A 16,299-nucleotide genomic window follows, 5' to 3' on the forward strand; every position below is an offset into this window, starting at 1 on the left:
CCCGCGCACCGCCCGCCCCGAGCACGGGACCCGGGGCACGCTCCGGCCCACACCACCGAAAGGCCCGCACGGCCGGGCACCCGTCCACCCGAACAGACCGGCCCCCGCGGAAAACCGGAAAAGCCCCGCAGACGACGACGGCCGCCGCGGCGCGCACCCCGCGCACCCGGCGGCCATCGCCCTCCCCCGGCGCCCTACCGGGCAGAGGCCAGCGTGTCGGCGTCGTAGACCGTCACCCGCGGCTCCGGCCCGCCATCCCGGGGCGAGCGCCGCAGCCGCTCCTTGGCCCGCTCGACCATCACATACAGCGTCGGCACCAGCACCAGCGTCAGCAACGTCGACGACAGCAGACCACCGATCACCACGATCGCCAGCGGCTGCGAGATGAACCCGCCCGACCCGGTCAGCCCCAGCGACATCGGAATCAACGCGAAGATCGTCGCCACCGCCGTCATCAGGATCGGCCGCAGCCTCCGGCGCCCGCCCTCGATGACCGCATCCACGATCCCCATGCCCTGCTCACGATACTGATTGATCAGATCGATCAGCACGATCGCGTTCGTCACCACGATACCGATCAGCATCAGCATGCCGATCAACGCCGGCACACCCATCGGCGTCCCCGTGGCCAGCAGCAGCCCGACCGCGCCGGTCGCCGCGAACGGCACCGACACCAGCAGGATCAGCGGCTGCACGAAACTCCGGAACGTCGCCACCATGATCATGAAAACGATCGCGATGGCCGCCAGCATCGCCAGCCCCAGCTGACCGAACGCCTCGGCCTGATCCGCGCTGACCCCGCCCACGGTGTACGACGCCCCCGCCGGCAACTCCAGCCCCTCCAGCTCCGACGTCAACTCCGCCGTCACACTGCCCAGGTCACTGGCCGTGGCCGTCCCCGACACCGTCGCACTACGCTCACCGTCGACACGCGTGATCTGCGGAGGACCCTCCACCGTGACGACCTTCGCCACCTCCGACAGCTTCACCGTCCCCGCCGCCGAGACCAGCTTCAGAGCACGGATCGCCTTGACGTCCTCCGGCGCGTCCGAGGTCCGCAGCACCACATCACCGCTGATCCCGTCCAGCGTCAACTGCCCCAGCGGCGCCCCACGGAACTGCTGCGCCACCATCTGCCCGATCTGCGCCTCGGTCAGCCCCCTGGCCGCCGCCTTCTCCCGATCCACCCGCACCTCGACGCGCTTGGCACTGGCCTCCAGGTTCGACGACACGTCACGCAGGCCGCCCAGACCCGCCATCGCCACCCGCACCCGCTCAGCCGCCGTCCGCAGCGTCGCGACATCCGGCGCCTGCACGATCACCTGCACCTGGTTGGCCGACCCCCCGCCGAAACCACCCTGACCGCCGCCCACGGTGATCTCCCCCGCGCCGGTCACCCCCTTCAACCGCTCACGCAACCGCTCCTCCACCACCGCGGCCTCGACCTCGGCACCCACCGTGACCGAGTACGACGCCCGGTCCCCGCCGCCCCCGGCCGCCCCCAGCAACCCGCCGCCGCCCCCGACGGTGACCTGGTAGTCCTGCACATCCCCGGACTTCCGGAACGCCCCCAGCACCTCCTCGACCTTCCTGGCCGCCGCGTCCGTCGTCTCCAGATCCGTGCCCACCGGCATCTTCTGGCTGATGGAGATCGTGTCCTGCCCGGAGGCGTCCAGGAAGTTCGTCTCCAGCCGCCCGGCCAGCCCCATCGTCCCCGCGAACACCAGCACACCCACCAGCAACGTCACCAGCCGCCGCCGGGCCGCGAACCGCAGCACCGGCAGGTAGGCCCGCTGCAACGGGCTGCGCAACTCCTTGGCCTCGGCCTCCTCCCGCACCGCGCGCGCCTGCTCCGCCGAGAGCGCCGGAGCCTTCAGGAACCAGTACGCCAGCACCGGCACCACCGTCAGCGACACCAGCAACGACGCCAGCAGCGCCACCGTCACCGTGACCGCGAACGGCGCGAACAACTGCCCCACCATGCCGCCCACCACCGCGATCGGCAGGAACACCGCCACCGTCGTCAACGTCGAGGCCGTCACCGCGCCGCTGACCTCGCGCACCCCCGCCAGCACCGCCTCCCGCTTGGCCTCCCCATACCCCAGATGCCGCTTGATGTTCTCCAGCACCACGATCGAATCGTCGACCACCCGGCCCACCGCGATCGTCAGCGCGCCCAGCGTCAGCATGTTCAGCGAATAGTCACCGGCCCACAACGCGATCAACGCGATCATCACCGACAGCGGGATCGACACCGCCGTCACCAACGTCGAACGCACCGACAACAGGAACAACAGGATCACCAGCACCGCGAACCCCAGGCCCAGCAACCCCTCGGTCGTCAGATCCTCGATCGACCGCTCCACATACGGCGCCTGATCGAAAACCACCGTTATCGTCGCGGCGTCCCCGATCGCCCGCACCAGCTCCGCCTGCTTCTCCCGCACCGCATGCGAGATCGCCACCGCGTTGCCGTCCGGCGACATCGTCACCGACACACCCAGACTCGGCGCGCCATTGGTCCGCGTCAGCGACGTCCCTTCCGCCAACGACCGCTCCACCTCGGCCACGTCACCCAGCCGCACCGGCTCAGGAGCCGCCTGCGCCCGCTGCCGCACCCCGCCGGGCACCTGCCGCACCCCCTGCTGCGGCGCCTGCTGAACCTGCGCCGGCACCGCCGCGGGCAGCAGATACAGGTCCTCCAGCTGCTTCACCGTCGAGATCCGGCTCCCCACCTGAACCGTCAGCGACAGCCCGTCCTCACTCAGACTCCCCGCCGGCACCGGCTGCCCGTTCGCCCGCAACGCGTCGGCCACCGCCGTCGGCGCCAGCCCCCGCCGCGCCAGCTTCCCGGCATCCGGAGTGATCGTCACCACCTCGTCGCGCGTACCGGTCACCGCCGCCTCGCGCACCCCCTCGATGCCCTGCAGCTCCGGCACCACGACCCGCTCCAGCTTGTCGGCCATCGCCCGCTGGTCACCACCGTCGCCCACGGCCAGCACCATCACCGGAATGTCGTCGGTACCGCCCGCCACCACCTGCGGATCCACCCCGTCCGGCAACTGCGCCTCGATCCGGGAGACCGCCTGCTGCATGTCGGCCACCGCAGCGTCGATGTCGGTGCCGTACTCGAACGCCACCTGAACCTGCGACATCCCCTCCCGGGACGTCGAGGTCACCTCGGTCACCCCCTCCAACCCCTGGAAGCTGTTCTCGATCGGCTCGGTCACCTGCTCCTCGACGATCTCAGGAGCGGCACCCGCGTACGAGGCGACCACGAACGCCCCCGGAAACGAGAGCGAAGGCAGCAACTGCTGCTTCAGCGCAGGGATCGCATAAACACCGAACGCGCTCAACACGAGCGCGATCATTATGACGAGGCTGCGGTTGGCAAGGCTCAACCTGGCCAAGGCGGTCATCGGGGACGGACTCCTCTGAAAGACACAACAAGATTTGCCCCAGACTAACACTTCGCCTTACGCGAATATTTAACACAACCCGACGATCCTGATAACCTTCTCAGGAATCGAGAGGTGAGTGTGAACGACGAACGCGACCAGCTGATCAACAAGATCGGCGAAATCCAGCGCGACCTGGGACGACTGATCGCCCAGCACCGTCCCACCTCCCCCCTCTTCAACTCCAACCTCACCATGCGCCAGCTCAAGGTCATCATGATCCTGTCCTGCCAGGACTCCGCCTCCGGCCAGGACATCGCCCACCACCTCGGCGTCGGCCTCGGCACCGTCACCGGCATCGTCGACCGCCTCGTCGGCCACGGCCTCGTCACCCGCCGCGAAGACCCTCACGACCGCCGCGTCCGCCGCGTCCACCTCACCCCCGCCGGCCGCACCCTCCTCGAAGAGATCTCCGACGCCGGCCTCGCCGACTTCCGCCGCCTCCTCCAAACCCTCGACACCCCCACCCTCCACGACCTCTCCACCGTCATGGACAAAATCCAAGAAGCCGCCCACACCCTCTACAGCGACACCCCACACAAAAAGGTGGGATAACACCACCAACCCCGCCCACTGCTACATTCCGGCACCATGCCCACCAACCCCGAAAACCTCTTCACCCTCACCGGCCGCACCGCCCTCGTCACCGGCGCCAGCTCCGGCATCGGCCACGCCATCGCCCACGCCCTCGGCCACGCCGGCGCCTCCCTCATCCTCGTCGCCCGCCGCCCCCAACCCCTCACCGACACCCTCCACCAACTCCACGACCACGGCATCCCCGCCGCCGCCATCCCCGCCGACCTCACCAACCCCCACGACATCACCCGCATCTGCCAACAAGCCGCCACTCACTTCGGCGACATCGACATCCTCGTCAACAACGCCGCCAACAACATCCGCCGCCCCATGACAGACCTCACCCCCGACGACTACCACCAGACCATCACCCTCAACCTCACCGCCCCCTACCTCCTCGGCCAACACTTCGGCCCCCGCATGGCCCAACGCGGCTGGGGCCGCATCATCAACATCGGCTCCCAACAATCCATCAAAGCCTTCGGCGACAGCGGCGCCTACGGCATCTCCAAAGCCGCCATCACCGGCCTCACCCGCTCCCAAGCCGAAGCCTGGTCACCCCACGGCGTCTGCGCCAACACCATCATCCCCGGCTTCGTCCTCACCCCCCTCACCGAACCCGCCCAAGCCATCCCCGGCCGCGTCGAAGCCCTCGCCGCCCGCAGCATGATCGGCCGCAACGCCACCCCCGACGACTTCACCGGCATCGCCGTCTTCCTCGCCAGCAACGCCAGCGCCTACATCACCGGCCAAACCATCTGCGTCGACGGCGGCTTCTCCGTCCACTGAAACCACCATGATTGAATAACCCCCCGGAGCAGGCACACATCCGGGGGCACCATGACCACCACCACACCCAACCCCACCAACGCCCGCCGCGCCGTCTCCTACTTCTTCATCCTCCTCGGCACCACCTCCGGCGCCTGGGCCGCCCGCATCCCCGCCGTCAAACACACCCTCCACCTCACCGACGGACAACTCAGCTACGGCCTCCTCGCCATCGCCATCGGCCTCGTCACCGGCATGCGCATCGCCGGCCCCCTCACCGACCGCCTCGGCAGCGCCCGCCTCATCACCCCCGCCGCCATCGCCACCTCCCTCGCCGTCATCCTCCCCGGCTACGCCCCCAACCTCCCCACCCTCATCACCACCCTCTTCCTCTACGGCTTCATCAACGCCTCCCTCGACGTCTCCATGAACGCCCACGGCGTCGAAGTCGAACGCGCACACGGCCGCCCCATCATGTCCTCCCTCCACGGCATGTTCAGCATCGGCAACCTCCTCGGCGCAGCCATCGGCGGCCTCTTCGCCTGGCTCGACCTCAGCGCCGGCACCACCCTCGCCGCCGTCGGCATCCCCCTCGCCATCCTCTCCCTCCACGCCCGACGCCACCTCCTCCCCACCCCACCCACCACCCACACCACCACCCGACCCCACCGCGCCCCCTGGAACGGCTGGATCATCCTCATGGGCATCGTCGCCTTCGCCGGACTCGTCGGCGAAGGCGCCGCCAACGACTGGACCGCCGTCTACCTCTTCGAAGACCTCGACGCCCCCCAAGGCATCGCCGCCCTCGGCTTCGCCGTCTTCGCCACCGCCATGACCATCGGCCGCTTCGCCGGCGACCACCTCGCCCAACGCCTCGGCCCCGTCCGCCTCGTCCGCTACTCCGGCGTCATCGCCACCCTCGGCCTCACCACCGCCCTGCTCATCGCCCGCGTCCCCGTCGCCATCGCCGGGTTCGCCCTGTTCGGCCTGGGCCTGGCCACCATCGTCCCCCAGGTCTTCTCCGCCGCCGGCAACCACGACCCCGCCCGCGCCGGCCAGTCCATCGCCCAGGTCGCCACCGTCGGCTACGCCGGCCTCGTCGCGGGTCCCGCCATCATCGGCGGCGCCGCCGAACTCATCGGCCTGCCCGCCGCCCTGGCCATCCCCGCACTGCTGGCCGCCTTCATGGCCGCCACCGCCGGCGCCCTGCGTCCTCCCGCCTCCGGACGCCACCCCCGGTGACCCAGGCCCGCGCCCTCTCTTTTCGGGTGATGAGTCTTCAGTCCTCTGTAAATGATCTTGCAATCCGGACGGCCGCCTTTACAATGTAGATTTATAAGTACGGCAGTACGGCCCGGACCACTCGTCCCGCGGCACCGGCGGCGACGGTGCGGATGGATTCTCCACGTTCGCGGCGGGCGAGGATCGCGGCGCGTTCGTCGTCGTCGACCACCGGCCGCCGGCCCTGCCACGTCTACGGGCTGCTTCCAGGCCGTTCTTGGTCTTGCGGGTGATGTCGCGGCGGCGGTCTTCGGCCAGGGCGAGGATCAGGGAGCGTTCGGCGTGCTCGCCGGCCGCGATGCTCTCCAGCACTTTGACGCCGATGCCGCATTGGAACAGGTCGTTGAGGACGGGATCGCGCCATGCCCGCCGTTCCGCAACCTACTTCAAGTGGCGGGAGCCTTCCTTCGCTGCGCGCTCGTGATCCGCGTTGAGACAGTCGGCGACCACGGGGACGGGGCATGACGAGCATCCGAACGAAAAGTCCCGTTAGCAGAGGAGAGCTGAGCGGCTTACCGTGACTTTCCGTTCGGATGTGTGTCGCCGGAAGGCTTCCACAGGTCACAACCGGAAGCCTGCGGGCACATCCGGTCATGGTCGGCGGTCGTCTGAGCTGTCGGCGGCTACGCGCCGGCGTCCCTATCGGCGTGTTGAGCGTTCTGTATAACGGTGCCCACGTAGCAGCCGGCCACCGAGTAGGACCGCGCAAGACCCGACGGTCAGCAGCCCGCCGGCGAGGAAGGTGCCCCGTACCTCGGCGAGTGGCAGGACCAGTGCCCCTATCGCGGCTCCCGCCGCAATGCCGGCGTTGTAGGCGCCGGAGTTCGCCGCCAGGGCGATGTCCGTGCGGCCCGGTGCGCAGTGCAGCATCGCGTTCTGTGTGGCCATGAACACCGGTCCGAGCGCACCGCCCATCAGCATCAGAAACACCACCGCCGCCACCTGATGAGCGCCGAACGCGTACAGGCCGAGCATGCCCACCGCCTGCGTGGCCACGGCGGTGGCCGGCGCGGACTGCGGAAAACGATCCAGAAACGCCCCAGTGATGCTCACCCCGGCCAGACAGGCGACACCGAAACCCGCGAACAGGACGCTGACCGTGCTCGGGGAGAACCCGCTCACGTCCCCCAGGAAGGTCACGATGTAGGTGTATCCCGTGAACGCCCCGGTGGCGGACAAGGCCCCGGCCGCCAGTACCGTCCCGAACCGCCGCACGTCGGGACTGGTGGCGTAGGCGGCGGGCTCCTCTTCCGGGCGCGAAGTCGGCAGCAGAACGGCGATCGTCACCAGAGAGACAAGCCCCAGAGCCGCCGGCAGGGCGATGGGCACCTGCCAATTGCTCTGCCGGCCCAGCCAGGTCCCGGCGGGAACACCGAGCACGAGGGCGAGCGAACCGGCGACGGACAGTGCCCCGACCACACGCCCCCGGACCTCGGGCGCGAACAGGCCCACCGCGACTGGCCCCATCACGGCCCAGAACAGCGCCTGGGCGAGTGCGGTCAGCAGCCGCGCTCCGAGGAGTTGCCAGTAGGCGGCGGCCAGCGCCGCAACGAGGCTGGACACCACGAGCGCGACCAGCAGTCCCGTGAGCACGTAGCGTCGGGGTACGGCCCGCACGACGTGGGCGATCGGCACCGATGCGATGGCCACCGTCACGCCGTAACCGGTGACCAGGAGACCGACCGCTGACAGGGACACCCATAGGTCTTCGGAGATGAGCTCCAGGAGGCCGACCGGCAGGTTCTCCGCGGTGTTGAAAGTGAGGGCCGCCAGCATCAGAGCCCCGAGCACCGCAAGCCTGTGCCATGGAGCCGGTTGTCGCGTGATCGTGCGGCCTCTTCCAGCTCTCGCCCATCGCACCTGCTCAATGGCGCCGTCCATGCAGATACCCCACCAAGCCCACCAGTCCCACCGCAACCGAAATTCATCCGCGGAACGCCGCTCGAGAATCAGCGGAACTGGGGTTATCGGCGAAGCCGATCATGGTTGGGGGGTCCGGGCGGCTGTCACGCGGGCGGCGTACACCCGATGCGCCTTGTGCTCGGCCGGGCCGGCGTCGGCGAGGGCAGCGCTCTGCTCCAGCGCGGCGCGGTGGAGCGCAAGCGGGGCCGCGATGCGGATGGAGTAGCCGTGGCCGCGGCGGATGGTCTGCCCGGAGGCGAGGGTCTGGCGAACGGTTTCGGCACCGGTGGTGCGCAGGTGATCGGCGAGCAGTCCGGGCAGATCAAGGAGCACGTCCGGGTCCGGTGCGGGCGCGTGGCGTTGTTCGTCGGTGTCGGCCGACGGCGTGTCGAGCGGGTCGGGCAGGTCGCGGGCGCCGGCGGCGTCCAGGATGCGCCGGATGGTCTTGGGGGCGACCTGGTGCCGACGCGCCAGGCCTTGACGGCGGCACCTTGACGGTATGCCTCGACGATCGCGGCAGCCTTGTCCTGATCGAGGGCGGCGGGACGGCCTAGGGTCGGGGGGCAGAGAGACTTGGAACGGAACCCGGCGTTAGCGGGGTTCTCCCAGGTCAGATGTCCCCTGTCATCTCCCCTCGTTCAGATGAGGCTCGCGCCGGATTCCGTTCGGTCTCACAGCGCAACTTTGATCTACGCCATGTGACGGTAGGCAGCGGTTGATAACGGTTGTGGTGCTTTGATGACGCTGCGTCTGTTGGGTCATACGTTGCGTACATGCCTGTCGACTTCCTGAGCGATTCAGAAGCGGCGAAGTACGGCCGTTACGACGGTCCGCCCGCCGGGCCGAGATGGAGAAGATCTTCTTCCTCGACAACGAGGACATGGCCCTCATCAAGGGGTTGCCGTAGTGAGCGCCGAATATCCAACACATTTGCCTGACCAGCAGAAACCCGTCTGATGGATCGTTGAGCCCTGCAACCCTGTCAGTGGGAGGCTCCGGTTCGATGTCAGCGACTCGCAACGACCAAGGCGCGCTTGGTCGTGCAATTCCTCAGCGTGTTGCCTGGTCACGGCGTCTGCGTGCGGCGCGGATTTCGGCGTCGGCGACCTTGTCGTCGAGCAGCGCGTGCAGGCTCTCGCCCTTGTTCAGCTGCCGGGCGATGCGCCGCCGGTAAGCCTCGTCCGACAAATAGCGGGCGGCGTAGACGGTACGGCGAATCATGCCGACTCCTTCAGCGCGGCCGCCATCGCGTTCTGCCGGGAGGAGGCCGACAGCTTGCCCACGATCAACGATGCAGTGGCCTGTCCGAACTTGATGGAGCCGGCCAGGCGCAACAGGTCGTCGAACTGCTCGGCGATCAGGTCGAGGTCGAAGCGGCGGGTCAGCAGCCGCCCGGCCAGCGGCCAGGACCGCTCGGTGGCCGCCCGCGATCCGAATCGCCCCATGGTGATCTTCCCCAGGTCACGCATCCGGGGCGACAGCTGCAGGCCGACCAGGTCGAACAGAGCAAAGTTGACCAAGGTCACGCCGTGCGTATCGGTGGCGTGCTCGGTGATCGGCAGGTCGGTGGCATTGCCCATGATGTCGTCCAGCACGTACTGCGCCTCGCGGTGGGTGACCACGATGACCTTGGTGCCGTAGGTGGAGAACTGATCCGAGGCGTGGGTGTAGGTGGACAGGCCCCTGTCGGCGAACCACCGGTAGCTCGCCCCGGAGCCGCGCGCCGGCCTCCTCGTCCGGGACGGCGACGTCCAGCAGCACCGGCAGGATCTCATCCAGCAGCGCCTGGCGCTCCTCCATCGGGATCGCCCGATCGGCCAGGATGTCCTTCAGCTTGCGCCGGGCCCGGCCCTCGCGCGCCGAGACCGCCTGGTCGAACAACGCCACCAGATCGTCCAGCACCTCCACCGCGCACTGACTGACCAGCGTCAGCAGGATCGGATGATGGCGCTGCGGTTCACGCCGGTCCAGCGACTGAGCCGTCAGCCGCCGTCCCACCGAGGCCAGGAACCGCCGATGCTCGACCGGCAGCACCGACACATCCAGCGTGTGGGCGTCCATGCCGCGCAGGAAGGCCAGCTTGGCCAGCTCGTTCTTGATCGACTCGGGCGAGTCACTGACCGGCGGGGTCGTCAGCCACGTCAACCGGGTCGTGCCGAGCTCCGCATCGACCAGCAGCAGGTTGTCCAACTCGGCTACCAAGGCGGGGGTCAGCAAGTGGGTGACCCGCCCGTGGGTCTCCCGGCCGGCGGCCGCATGCGCCGCCGCCACCCGCTCCAGCAACGTCACCACGCCCGGCCGGATCACCCGAGAGGAGATCAGATGCTCACACGCCAGCCGGAACAACAAGCTGGGTGAGTCATGCTCCATCGCCCGCGCCAGCAAGAACTCCTCCAGTTCCTTGCGCTCCAACTCGCCCGCGCTCCGCCAGCCCAGGTATCGGGCCACCTGCTGTGGATGCGTGGAACGCGTCTGCTCCCGGGAACCGTAGCGGGCCAGCTCACCCACTGAGATCCGCAACCGCTCCGACAAGCGCGCCACCGCAGCGGGAGGCGCCAAGGCCACATCAGCTGGGACGAAACCCAGCCAGGGCAGAGCGCACAGTTGAACAGCGAGGCCAAGACGATCGGCAGGTCCCCGTCCTCGGCCTGGATCATTGAACTCCACATCCGCCGCCGTCAACGTGAAGAACCGGATCAGCTCCTCGCGGCTGATCTCCGGGAACGATCGCAGCCGCGCAATCTCTTCGTCGGTGAACACTCGGGTCGCCAACGTACTTCACCCGCTCAGGTCAGCCTCGAAGCAACGCAGCTCCATCCGGCTGCAGTGGCCACGCCAGGACGCAGGAAACCGTGTGTGATAGGTGTTCATCGGACTGTTATACGTGCAGGTCAGCCATATCTGTTGGATGTTCGGCGGTTACTACGGCAACCCCATCAAGGGGCATCGCGGCCGGCACATCAGGTGCGGCTTCGCTCTCCAGCTCGTGACCGTTCGCGGACTCCGAGGAACATGACCGACAGGTTATCTGGGTTTGTCAGGCACGTTCGTCACCGGTGAAGTCCTTCGAGGATCTCGCGCAAGGCCCCGGGTCGTACAGTGACCTCGTCGAGGCCCCAGCGATCCGGACCGGCCGACGGCGCGGTGGGGCCTCGTGCCCGCGGGTTAGGCGCGGAGGGCGTCGATCAGGGCGTCGACGGCGGCGAGTGCGGCGGAGGTGTCGAGCCCTGCGCGGGACACCAGGGAAAGGCCCTGGACGGTGAACAGCAGGAGCTGCGCCTGGGCCTCGGGGGTGGCGGCCTGGGTGACCTCACCTCCGGCCTGCGCGCGCCGCAGGGCGTCGGCGACGATCCGGGTGAAGCGGGCGTGTGAGCGGGCCACGATCTCGCGGGCCTCGTCATCCTGCGGGACCAGTTCGGCGGTGGTGTTGCCGATCATGCATCCTTGCGGAACGCCGACGTCGGAGGCGTACTCCTGCGCCCGGGCCGGATGGGTGAGCACCTCGCGCAGCGCCGGCAGCACCGGCCCGGCCTCCAGCGCCGCCAGCAGCCGGCGCTCGTAGGTGTCCCAGTACAGCCGGACCGCCGCCAGGTAGAACTGCCGCTTGTCGCCGAAGGCTCCGTACAGGCTGCCCCGCTCCAGGGCCAGCGCATCGACGAGGTCCTGAACGGAGGTCTCTCCGTAGCCCCGGGACCAGAACAGCAGGAGCGCGCGCTCCAGGGCCTCGTCCTTGTCGAATGCGCGGGGGCGCCCTGTCCGTGCCACACCCCCAGGTTAGGACTTTTTGACCGCTCGCACAAAAAGCCGTACGGTGACGACTGAACGACTTCTTGAACGACCACACAGAAGTCGGTCGGCGCGCGAGCGCGCCGGCGGACGAGAGGCAGGACCCCCATGGACTTCAACGGGAAGACGGCGCTGATCACCGGATCGGGCGCCATCGGCGGGCTCGGGCACGCGACAGCGAGGATCCTCGCCGCCGGCGGGGCCGACGTGATCATCACCGGCACCGACCCCGGTCGCGGCGCCCAGGTCGTGGACGACGTACGGGCCAGCGCGACCGGCACCGTGCGCTTCGTCCCCGCCGACCTGGCCGACCCGCAGGCCGTGCAGCGGCTGGCCGAGGACGCCGGGGCGGTGGACATCCTCGTCAACAACGCGGGCGTCGTCCCGTTCAGCGCGACCGCCGACCAGGACCTCGCCGCCTACGACGCCGCCTTCGCCGTCAACGTGCGCGCGCCGTTCATCCTGGTCGCCCGGCTCGCACCGAAGATGGCCGCCGGCGGGGGCGGCAGCATCGTCAACGTCAGCTCCACCGCCGCCGGCCTGGGCATGCCGCCGATGGCGGTCTACGGCGCCACCAAGGCAGCGATCGAGTCCCTGACCCGTACCTGGGCGGCCGAGTTCGCCGCCTCCAACGTGCGCGTCAACGCCGTGTCGCCCGGCCCGATGACCACCTCCAAGGTGGTGGCGGCCATGGGACCGGACCTCGGCGGCATGGGACTGACGACCGCGCTCAAGCGCACCGCCGACCCGGCCGAGGTCGCCCAGGTCATCGCCTTCATCGCCAGTGACCAGGCAAGCTACGTCACCGGTGCCGTCGTGGCCGCCGACGGCGGCCGCACCGCCATCTGACTCCGGACGCGCCAGTCGCCGATACGGCGGAGGCGGCCTGGGCGTTCTCCGATCATCTGTATTCCCATGCCGGGCCTGTCAGGGCCGTACCTGGACTCGGCCACCACCACGACACTTATGCCTCCGCGGACGGGGCCCGGAAGATCAAGAGATGTGTCCTGGTCCGCATCCGCATAGACGTGAAGTCCGCCGGGGACAGCCGTCGGCCGGAGCCCCGCCCGCAGGGAGGAGCCGCCTGCGGTGGGTGTCCCGTGATGGCGGGAATGGCCCGTCATCGTTACCAGAACCACGCGCCTTGGCGCGAGTGAGGAGAAAGAGGTCAATGGGTCGTCTTACAGGAAAGCGCGCACTGATCACAGGCGGGACGAGCGGCATCGGCCTCGAGACAGCCCGGCAGTTCCTCGCCGAGGGAGCGGCTGTCGCGATCACCGGCCGCTCCCGGGAACGGCTGGAGGAGGCCGCCCGGCAGCTGGACGGCCCGCTGCTGCCCATCCTCAGCGACGCCGGCGACGTGCCCGGCCAGGCGGCGCTCGCGGCGCGCCTGCAGGAGGAGTGGCCGCAGCTCGACATCGTGATGAGCAACGCCGCCGACGTCACCCATCTCCCGATCGAGCAATGGACCGAGGAGGCCTTCGACAGGCTCGTCGCCACCAATCTCAAAGGACCGTTCTTCCTGATCAAGGCGTTGCTGCCGCTCCTGTCACGGCAAGCCTCGGTCATCCTCGTCGGCTCGGTCTCCGCTTTCATCGGGCACGAGAACGCGGCGGTCTACGGTGCCGCCAAGGCGGGCCTGCTGTCCTTTTCCCGCGGGCTGACCTATGAGCTGAAGGACCGGGGCATCCGGGTCAACGGGCTGAGCCCGGGGCCGACCCTCACCGACACCTTCAAGTCGCTCGGCCCCGAGCGGCAGGCCGCCATCTACGACGAGCTCCGGCGGACCGTGCCCCTGCATCGCATCGGCACCGCCACCGAGCTGGCGAAGGCGGCTGTCTACCTGGCCTCTGACGAGTCCGCTTACACCGCGGGCACCGTGCTGCGCGTCGATGGCGGCATCGGGGAGCTTGCATACTGAGCGCCTGCGCCGCCTCCTTGACGATGTCTCATGCGGAGATCCCATGGTGCTGAATCGGCGCGCACCCGATCGAACCTGCCGCGGCGCGGCTTACGTCCGCCCGCAGGTGTTCTCCCTGGCGGCATCTGACACCCGAGACTGCAAGAGGGCGGACAAGTGGTGCCGTTAACCAACGTGTCACCAGCCGCCAAACCCGCTCCGAGCTGGGCCGTGTGAGTGGACGAGACGGGACAGCAGGAGGCGTAGTCGCAGGCGCAGCTGCCACTGAAAAGGGCGGCTTCCTCTCCAAGGTGATCGACCCCAAGCGGCGGTGGCGGGAGTAGGCGGCCAGAGAGATCTGGAACGGAATCCGGCGCCAACCGGGTTCCCGCTGGCCAGTGAGCCCCTGCCATCTCCCGCTTGCAGAGGAGGCTCGCGCCGGATTCCGGTCGATCTCACAGCGCAACTTCGATCTACGCCATGTGACGGTAGGCAGCGGTCGGTGACGGTGTGTCGCTCTGATGAGGCTGCGTCTGTTGGGTCATACGTTGCGTACATGCCTGTCGACTTCCCGAGCGACTCAGAAGCGGCGAAGTACGGCCGTTACGACGGTCCGCCCTCCGGGCCGAGATGGAGAAGATCTTCTTCCTCGACAACGATGACCTGGCCCTCATCAAGGGACATCGCGGCCGGCACATCAAGTGCGGCTTCGCTCTCCAGCTCGTGACCGTTCGCTACCTGGGGTGCTTCCTGGCCGACCCGCCGGAGGTGCCGAACGAGGTCGTGGACGTCGTCGCCGGCCAGCTGGGGATCGAGGATCCTTCCTGCGTGAAGCGCTACACCGAGCGGGACAAGACACGGCTGGAACACCCCTGGAAGATCGCCAAGGCGTTCGGGCTGAAGGACTTCGCCTCGGCCGAGGCCGAACCGGCGGGCAAGGTACGGGCGCACGCCTGGAACACCGGCGACGGCCCGACCGCGCTGTTCCCGTACGCGGTGCGCTGGCTGCGCCAGAACGACGTGCTGCTGCCCGGGATCAGCACGCCGACCCGGCTGGTGGCGCGCGAGCGGGAACGCGCCACGCGGGAACTGCACGACACCCTGGCCGTGCTGCTCAGCGCGCAGCAGCGGGTGGTGCTGGACCCGCTGCTGGAGGTGCCGCCGGGCAAGAAGGTCTCGGACCTGGAGCGCTGGCGGACCGGCCCGTCGGCCGCGCCCCGACGCCTCGCTAACGCCACCGACCGTTCCATTGCTGCTCGACCCCGTGCTCTGCACGAAGAACGCCTTGGTCCCGGGGCTGGATGACCGGAAGGGGCGCTCGGGAACCCAGAGCTTATTTCTGGGCCTCTGCCGAGTAGTGCCGAACCGCGCGCCGGTCCAGCACGTCGTAGGGGCATGATGGCATCGATTCGTACGGTCGGCGCGGTCACCCTCGCCGCCCTGCTCGCCACGGCGTGCAGTTCGACGGAGGCGAAGTCCAGCGCCGGCCGTACGGCACCGGTCGAGCTGGGAAACGTCAAGCTCGTCTCGTACAGCGGCTGCGACGACATGCTGGCAGGATTACGCGCGGCGACGGCGAAGAACGTCGACTCCTTGGGCATGATCGGCCCATCGCGGATATTGATTGACGACGTTGCCGAGGCCAGGAGCGCGTTCAACTCGTCGCCCGAGCACTCCCCCACGAACACGCACGAGACCGGGGTCGACGAGCCCGACCTGGTGAAGACCGACGGCGACCGGGTGATCACCGTGGACCGCGGCGTGCTCAGGGTGGTGGACACCGCGACCAGGAAGGTCACCGGAACGCTCAAACTCCTGAGCGCCGAGCAGGTGTTTTTCCCAGCGACCAACCTGCTGGTCAGCGGCGACAGGGCACTGGTGTTGTTCTCCGACGGGGGGGTCATCCCGTTCGGCGGGGTAGCCGAACGCCGGGAGAGCATGGACCCGCACTACGTCCTCGTCGACCTGTCGGGGCAGCCGAAGGTGATCGGCTCGCTCACCCCTGACGGCTCCCACGTGGGCGCCAGGATGGTCGGCTCGACGGTGCGGATCGTGGTTCGCAGCTGGCCGCAGATCGACTTCCCCCGCATCGACTTCGACGTGGCGGAGAACGAGCGCACCCGGCGCAACAAGGAGATCGTCGGGGCGGCACCGATCGAAGCGTGGCTGCCGAAGTACGGGTTGACGTCGGCGAACGGCGTGACCTCGGAGCGCACCGTCGACTGCGGGCAGGTCAGCCACCCCGCGGAGTACACCGGGACGTCGATGCTGACGGTGCACACCATCGACCTGTCGCAGTCACTCGCCGGGACGACCCCGATCAGCGTGGCGGCCGACGGCGACACCGTCTACGGGACGGGCGCCGGCCTGTACGTGACCAACAATCCGTATCGGTGGGCCAGGTCGATCGAACCGGCGATCGCCGGGGAGGCCCCGCCCGCCACTCCCGAGATCGCCTCGCCCCCGGCCACCGCCGCCCCGGACCCCGACCCCACTCCGCCCCTGCTCCCGGACCCGGCCCCCACACCGACCGACGCCCCTTCGCCGACGGCGACGCCGGAGGAGCCTGCGGGGGAGACGGAGGTGCACCGGTTCGACATCACCGCGCCCGGCGCGCCCCGCTACGTG

General features: G+C 68.9%; 12 protein-coding genes and 2 pseudogenes. 8 read left to right on the forward strand and 6 right to left on the reverse strand.

Going from position 1 to position 16,299, the window contains the following annotated elements; all coding sequences use genetic code 11:
* Positions 1-194: 194 nt before the first annotated feature.
* Positions 195-3,419: an efflux RND transporter permease subunit gene (locus ABD841_RS21985; RefSeq protein WP_344974795.1), complete on the reverse strand. Its 3,225-nt coding sequence runs from the start codon at positions 3,417-3,419 to the stop codon at positions 195-197.
* 114 nt (positions 3,420-3,533) lie between these two features.
* Here ABD841_RS21985 and ABD841_RS21990 point away from each other — a divergent pair, with 114 nt between their 5' ends.
* Genes ABD841_RS21990 through ABD841_RS22000 form a run of 3 tightly spaced genes read left to right on the forward strand, consistent with a single transcriptional unit; the run spans position 3,534 to position 6,044 of the window.
* Complete coding sequence (locus tag ABD841_RS21990; RefSeq protein ID WP_344974798.1) at positions 3,534-4,013, forward strand: MarR family winged helix-turn-helix transcriptional regulator; 480 nt, start codon at positions 3,534-3,536, stop codon at positions 4,011-4,013.
* Between the two features lie 36 nt (positions 4,014-4,049).
* Entirely contained in the window at positions 4,050-4,823 is a 774-nt protein-coding gene (locus ABD841_RS21995; RefSeq protein WP_344974800.1) for an SDR family NAD(P)-dependent oxidoreductase, read from the forward strand.
* Between the two features lie 51 nt (positions 4,824-4,874).
* Positions 4,875-6,044 carry an MFS transporter gene (locus ABD841_RS22000; RefSeq protein WP_344974802.1) on the forward strand — a complete coding sequence of 390 codons (1,170 nt, stop codon included), beginning with the start codon at positions 4,875-4,877 and terminating at the stop codon, positions 6,042-6,044.
* Between the two features lie 78 nt (positions 6,045-6,122).
* Here ABD841_RS22000 and ABD841_RS22005 read toward each other — a convergent pair whose 3' ends face one another.
* Both ABD841_RS22005 and ABD841_RS22010 read right to left on the reverse strand, forming a co-directional pair.
* A complete protein-coding gene (locus ABD841_RS22005) occupies positions 6,123-6,395 on the reverse strand; it encodes a hypothetical protein (protein WP_344974805.1) in 273 nt (90 codons plus the stop codon).
* A gap of 327 nt (positions 6,396-6,722) precedes the next feature.
* Positions 6,723-7,859, reverse strand: coding sequence for an MFS transporter (locus tag ABD841_RS22010; protein WP_344974807.1), 1,137 nt, complete (start codon positions 7,857-7,859; stop codon positions 6,723-6,725).
* A gap of 252 nt (positions 7,860-8,111) precedes the next feature.
* On the opposite strand from ABD841_RS22010, the gene ABD841_RS22015 reads away from it, so the two are divergent.
* Entirely contained in the window at positions 8,112-8,480 is a 369-nt protein-coding gene (locus ABD841_RS22015) for a hypothetical protein (RefSeq protein WP_344974810.1), read from the forward strand.
* Positions 8,481-9,035: 555 nt separating this feature from the next.
* Here ABD841_RS22015 and ABD841_RS22020 read toward each other — a convergent pair.
* The 3 genes and pseudogenes from ABD841_RS22020 to ABD841_RS22030 form a co-directional block, all read right to left on the reverse strand.
* Positions 9,036-9,760: pseudogene (locus tag ABD841_RS22020) on the reverse strand (Tn3 family transposase).
* Positions 9,761-10,259: 499 nt separating this feature from the next.
* A pseudogene (locus ABD841_RS22025) lies at positions 10,260-10,745 on the reverse strand (DUF4158 domain-containing protein); the annotation flags it as partial.
* Between the two features lie 405 nt (positions 10,746-11,150).
* Positions 11,151-11,750 (reverse strand): TetR/AcrR family transcriptional regulator, encoded by a 600-nt coding sequence (locus ABD841_RS22030; RefSeq protein WP_344974813.1) that lies wholly within the window; start codon positions 11,748-11,750, stop codon positions 11,151-11,153.
* 129 nt (positions 11,751-11,879) lie between these two features.
* Here ABD841_RS22030 and ABD841_RS22035 point away from each other — a divergent pair, with 129 nt between their 5' ends.
* The 4 genes from ABD841_RS22035 to ABD841_RS22050 form a co-directional block, all read left to right on the forward strand.
* On the forward strand, positions 11,880-12,620 hold the full coding sequence (locus tag ABD841_RS22035; protein ID WP_344974816.1) for an SDR family NAD(P)-dependent oxidoreductase: 741 nt from the start codon (positions 11,880-11,882) through the stop codon (positions 12,618-12,620).
* Between the two features lie 322 nt (positions 12,621-12,942).
* A complete protein-coding gene (locus ABD841_RS22040) occupies positions 12,943-13,692 on the forward strand; it encodes an SDR family oxidoreductase (RefSeq protein WP_344974819.1) in 750 nt (249 codons plus the stop codon).
* Between the two features lie 609 nt (positions 13,693-14,301).
* Positions 14,302-14,976: a DUF4158 domain-containing protein gene (locus tag ABD841_RS22045; RefSeq protein WP_344974822.1), complete on the forward strand. Its 675-nt coding sequence runs from the start codon at positions 14,302-14,304 to the stop codon at positions 14,974-14,976.
* Between the two features lie 90 nt (positions 14,977-15,066).
* Positions 15,067-16,299: beta-propeller domain-containing protein (locus tag ABD841_RS22050; RefSeq protein ID WP_344974826.1), on the forward strand; the 1,233-nt coding region annotated here is incomplete at its 3' end.

It is taken from the genome of Streptosporangium fragile, assembly GCF_039534445.1.
GTDB classification, from domain to species: Bacteria; Actinomycetota; Actinomycetes; order Streptosporangiales; family Streptosporangiaceae; genus Streptosporangium; species Streptosporangium fragile.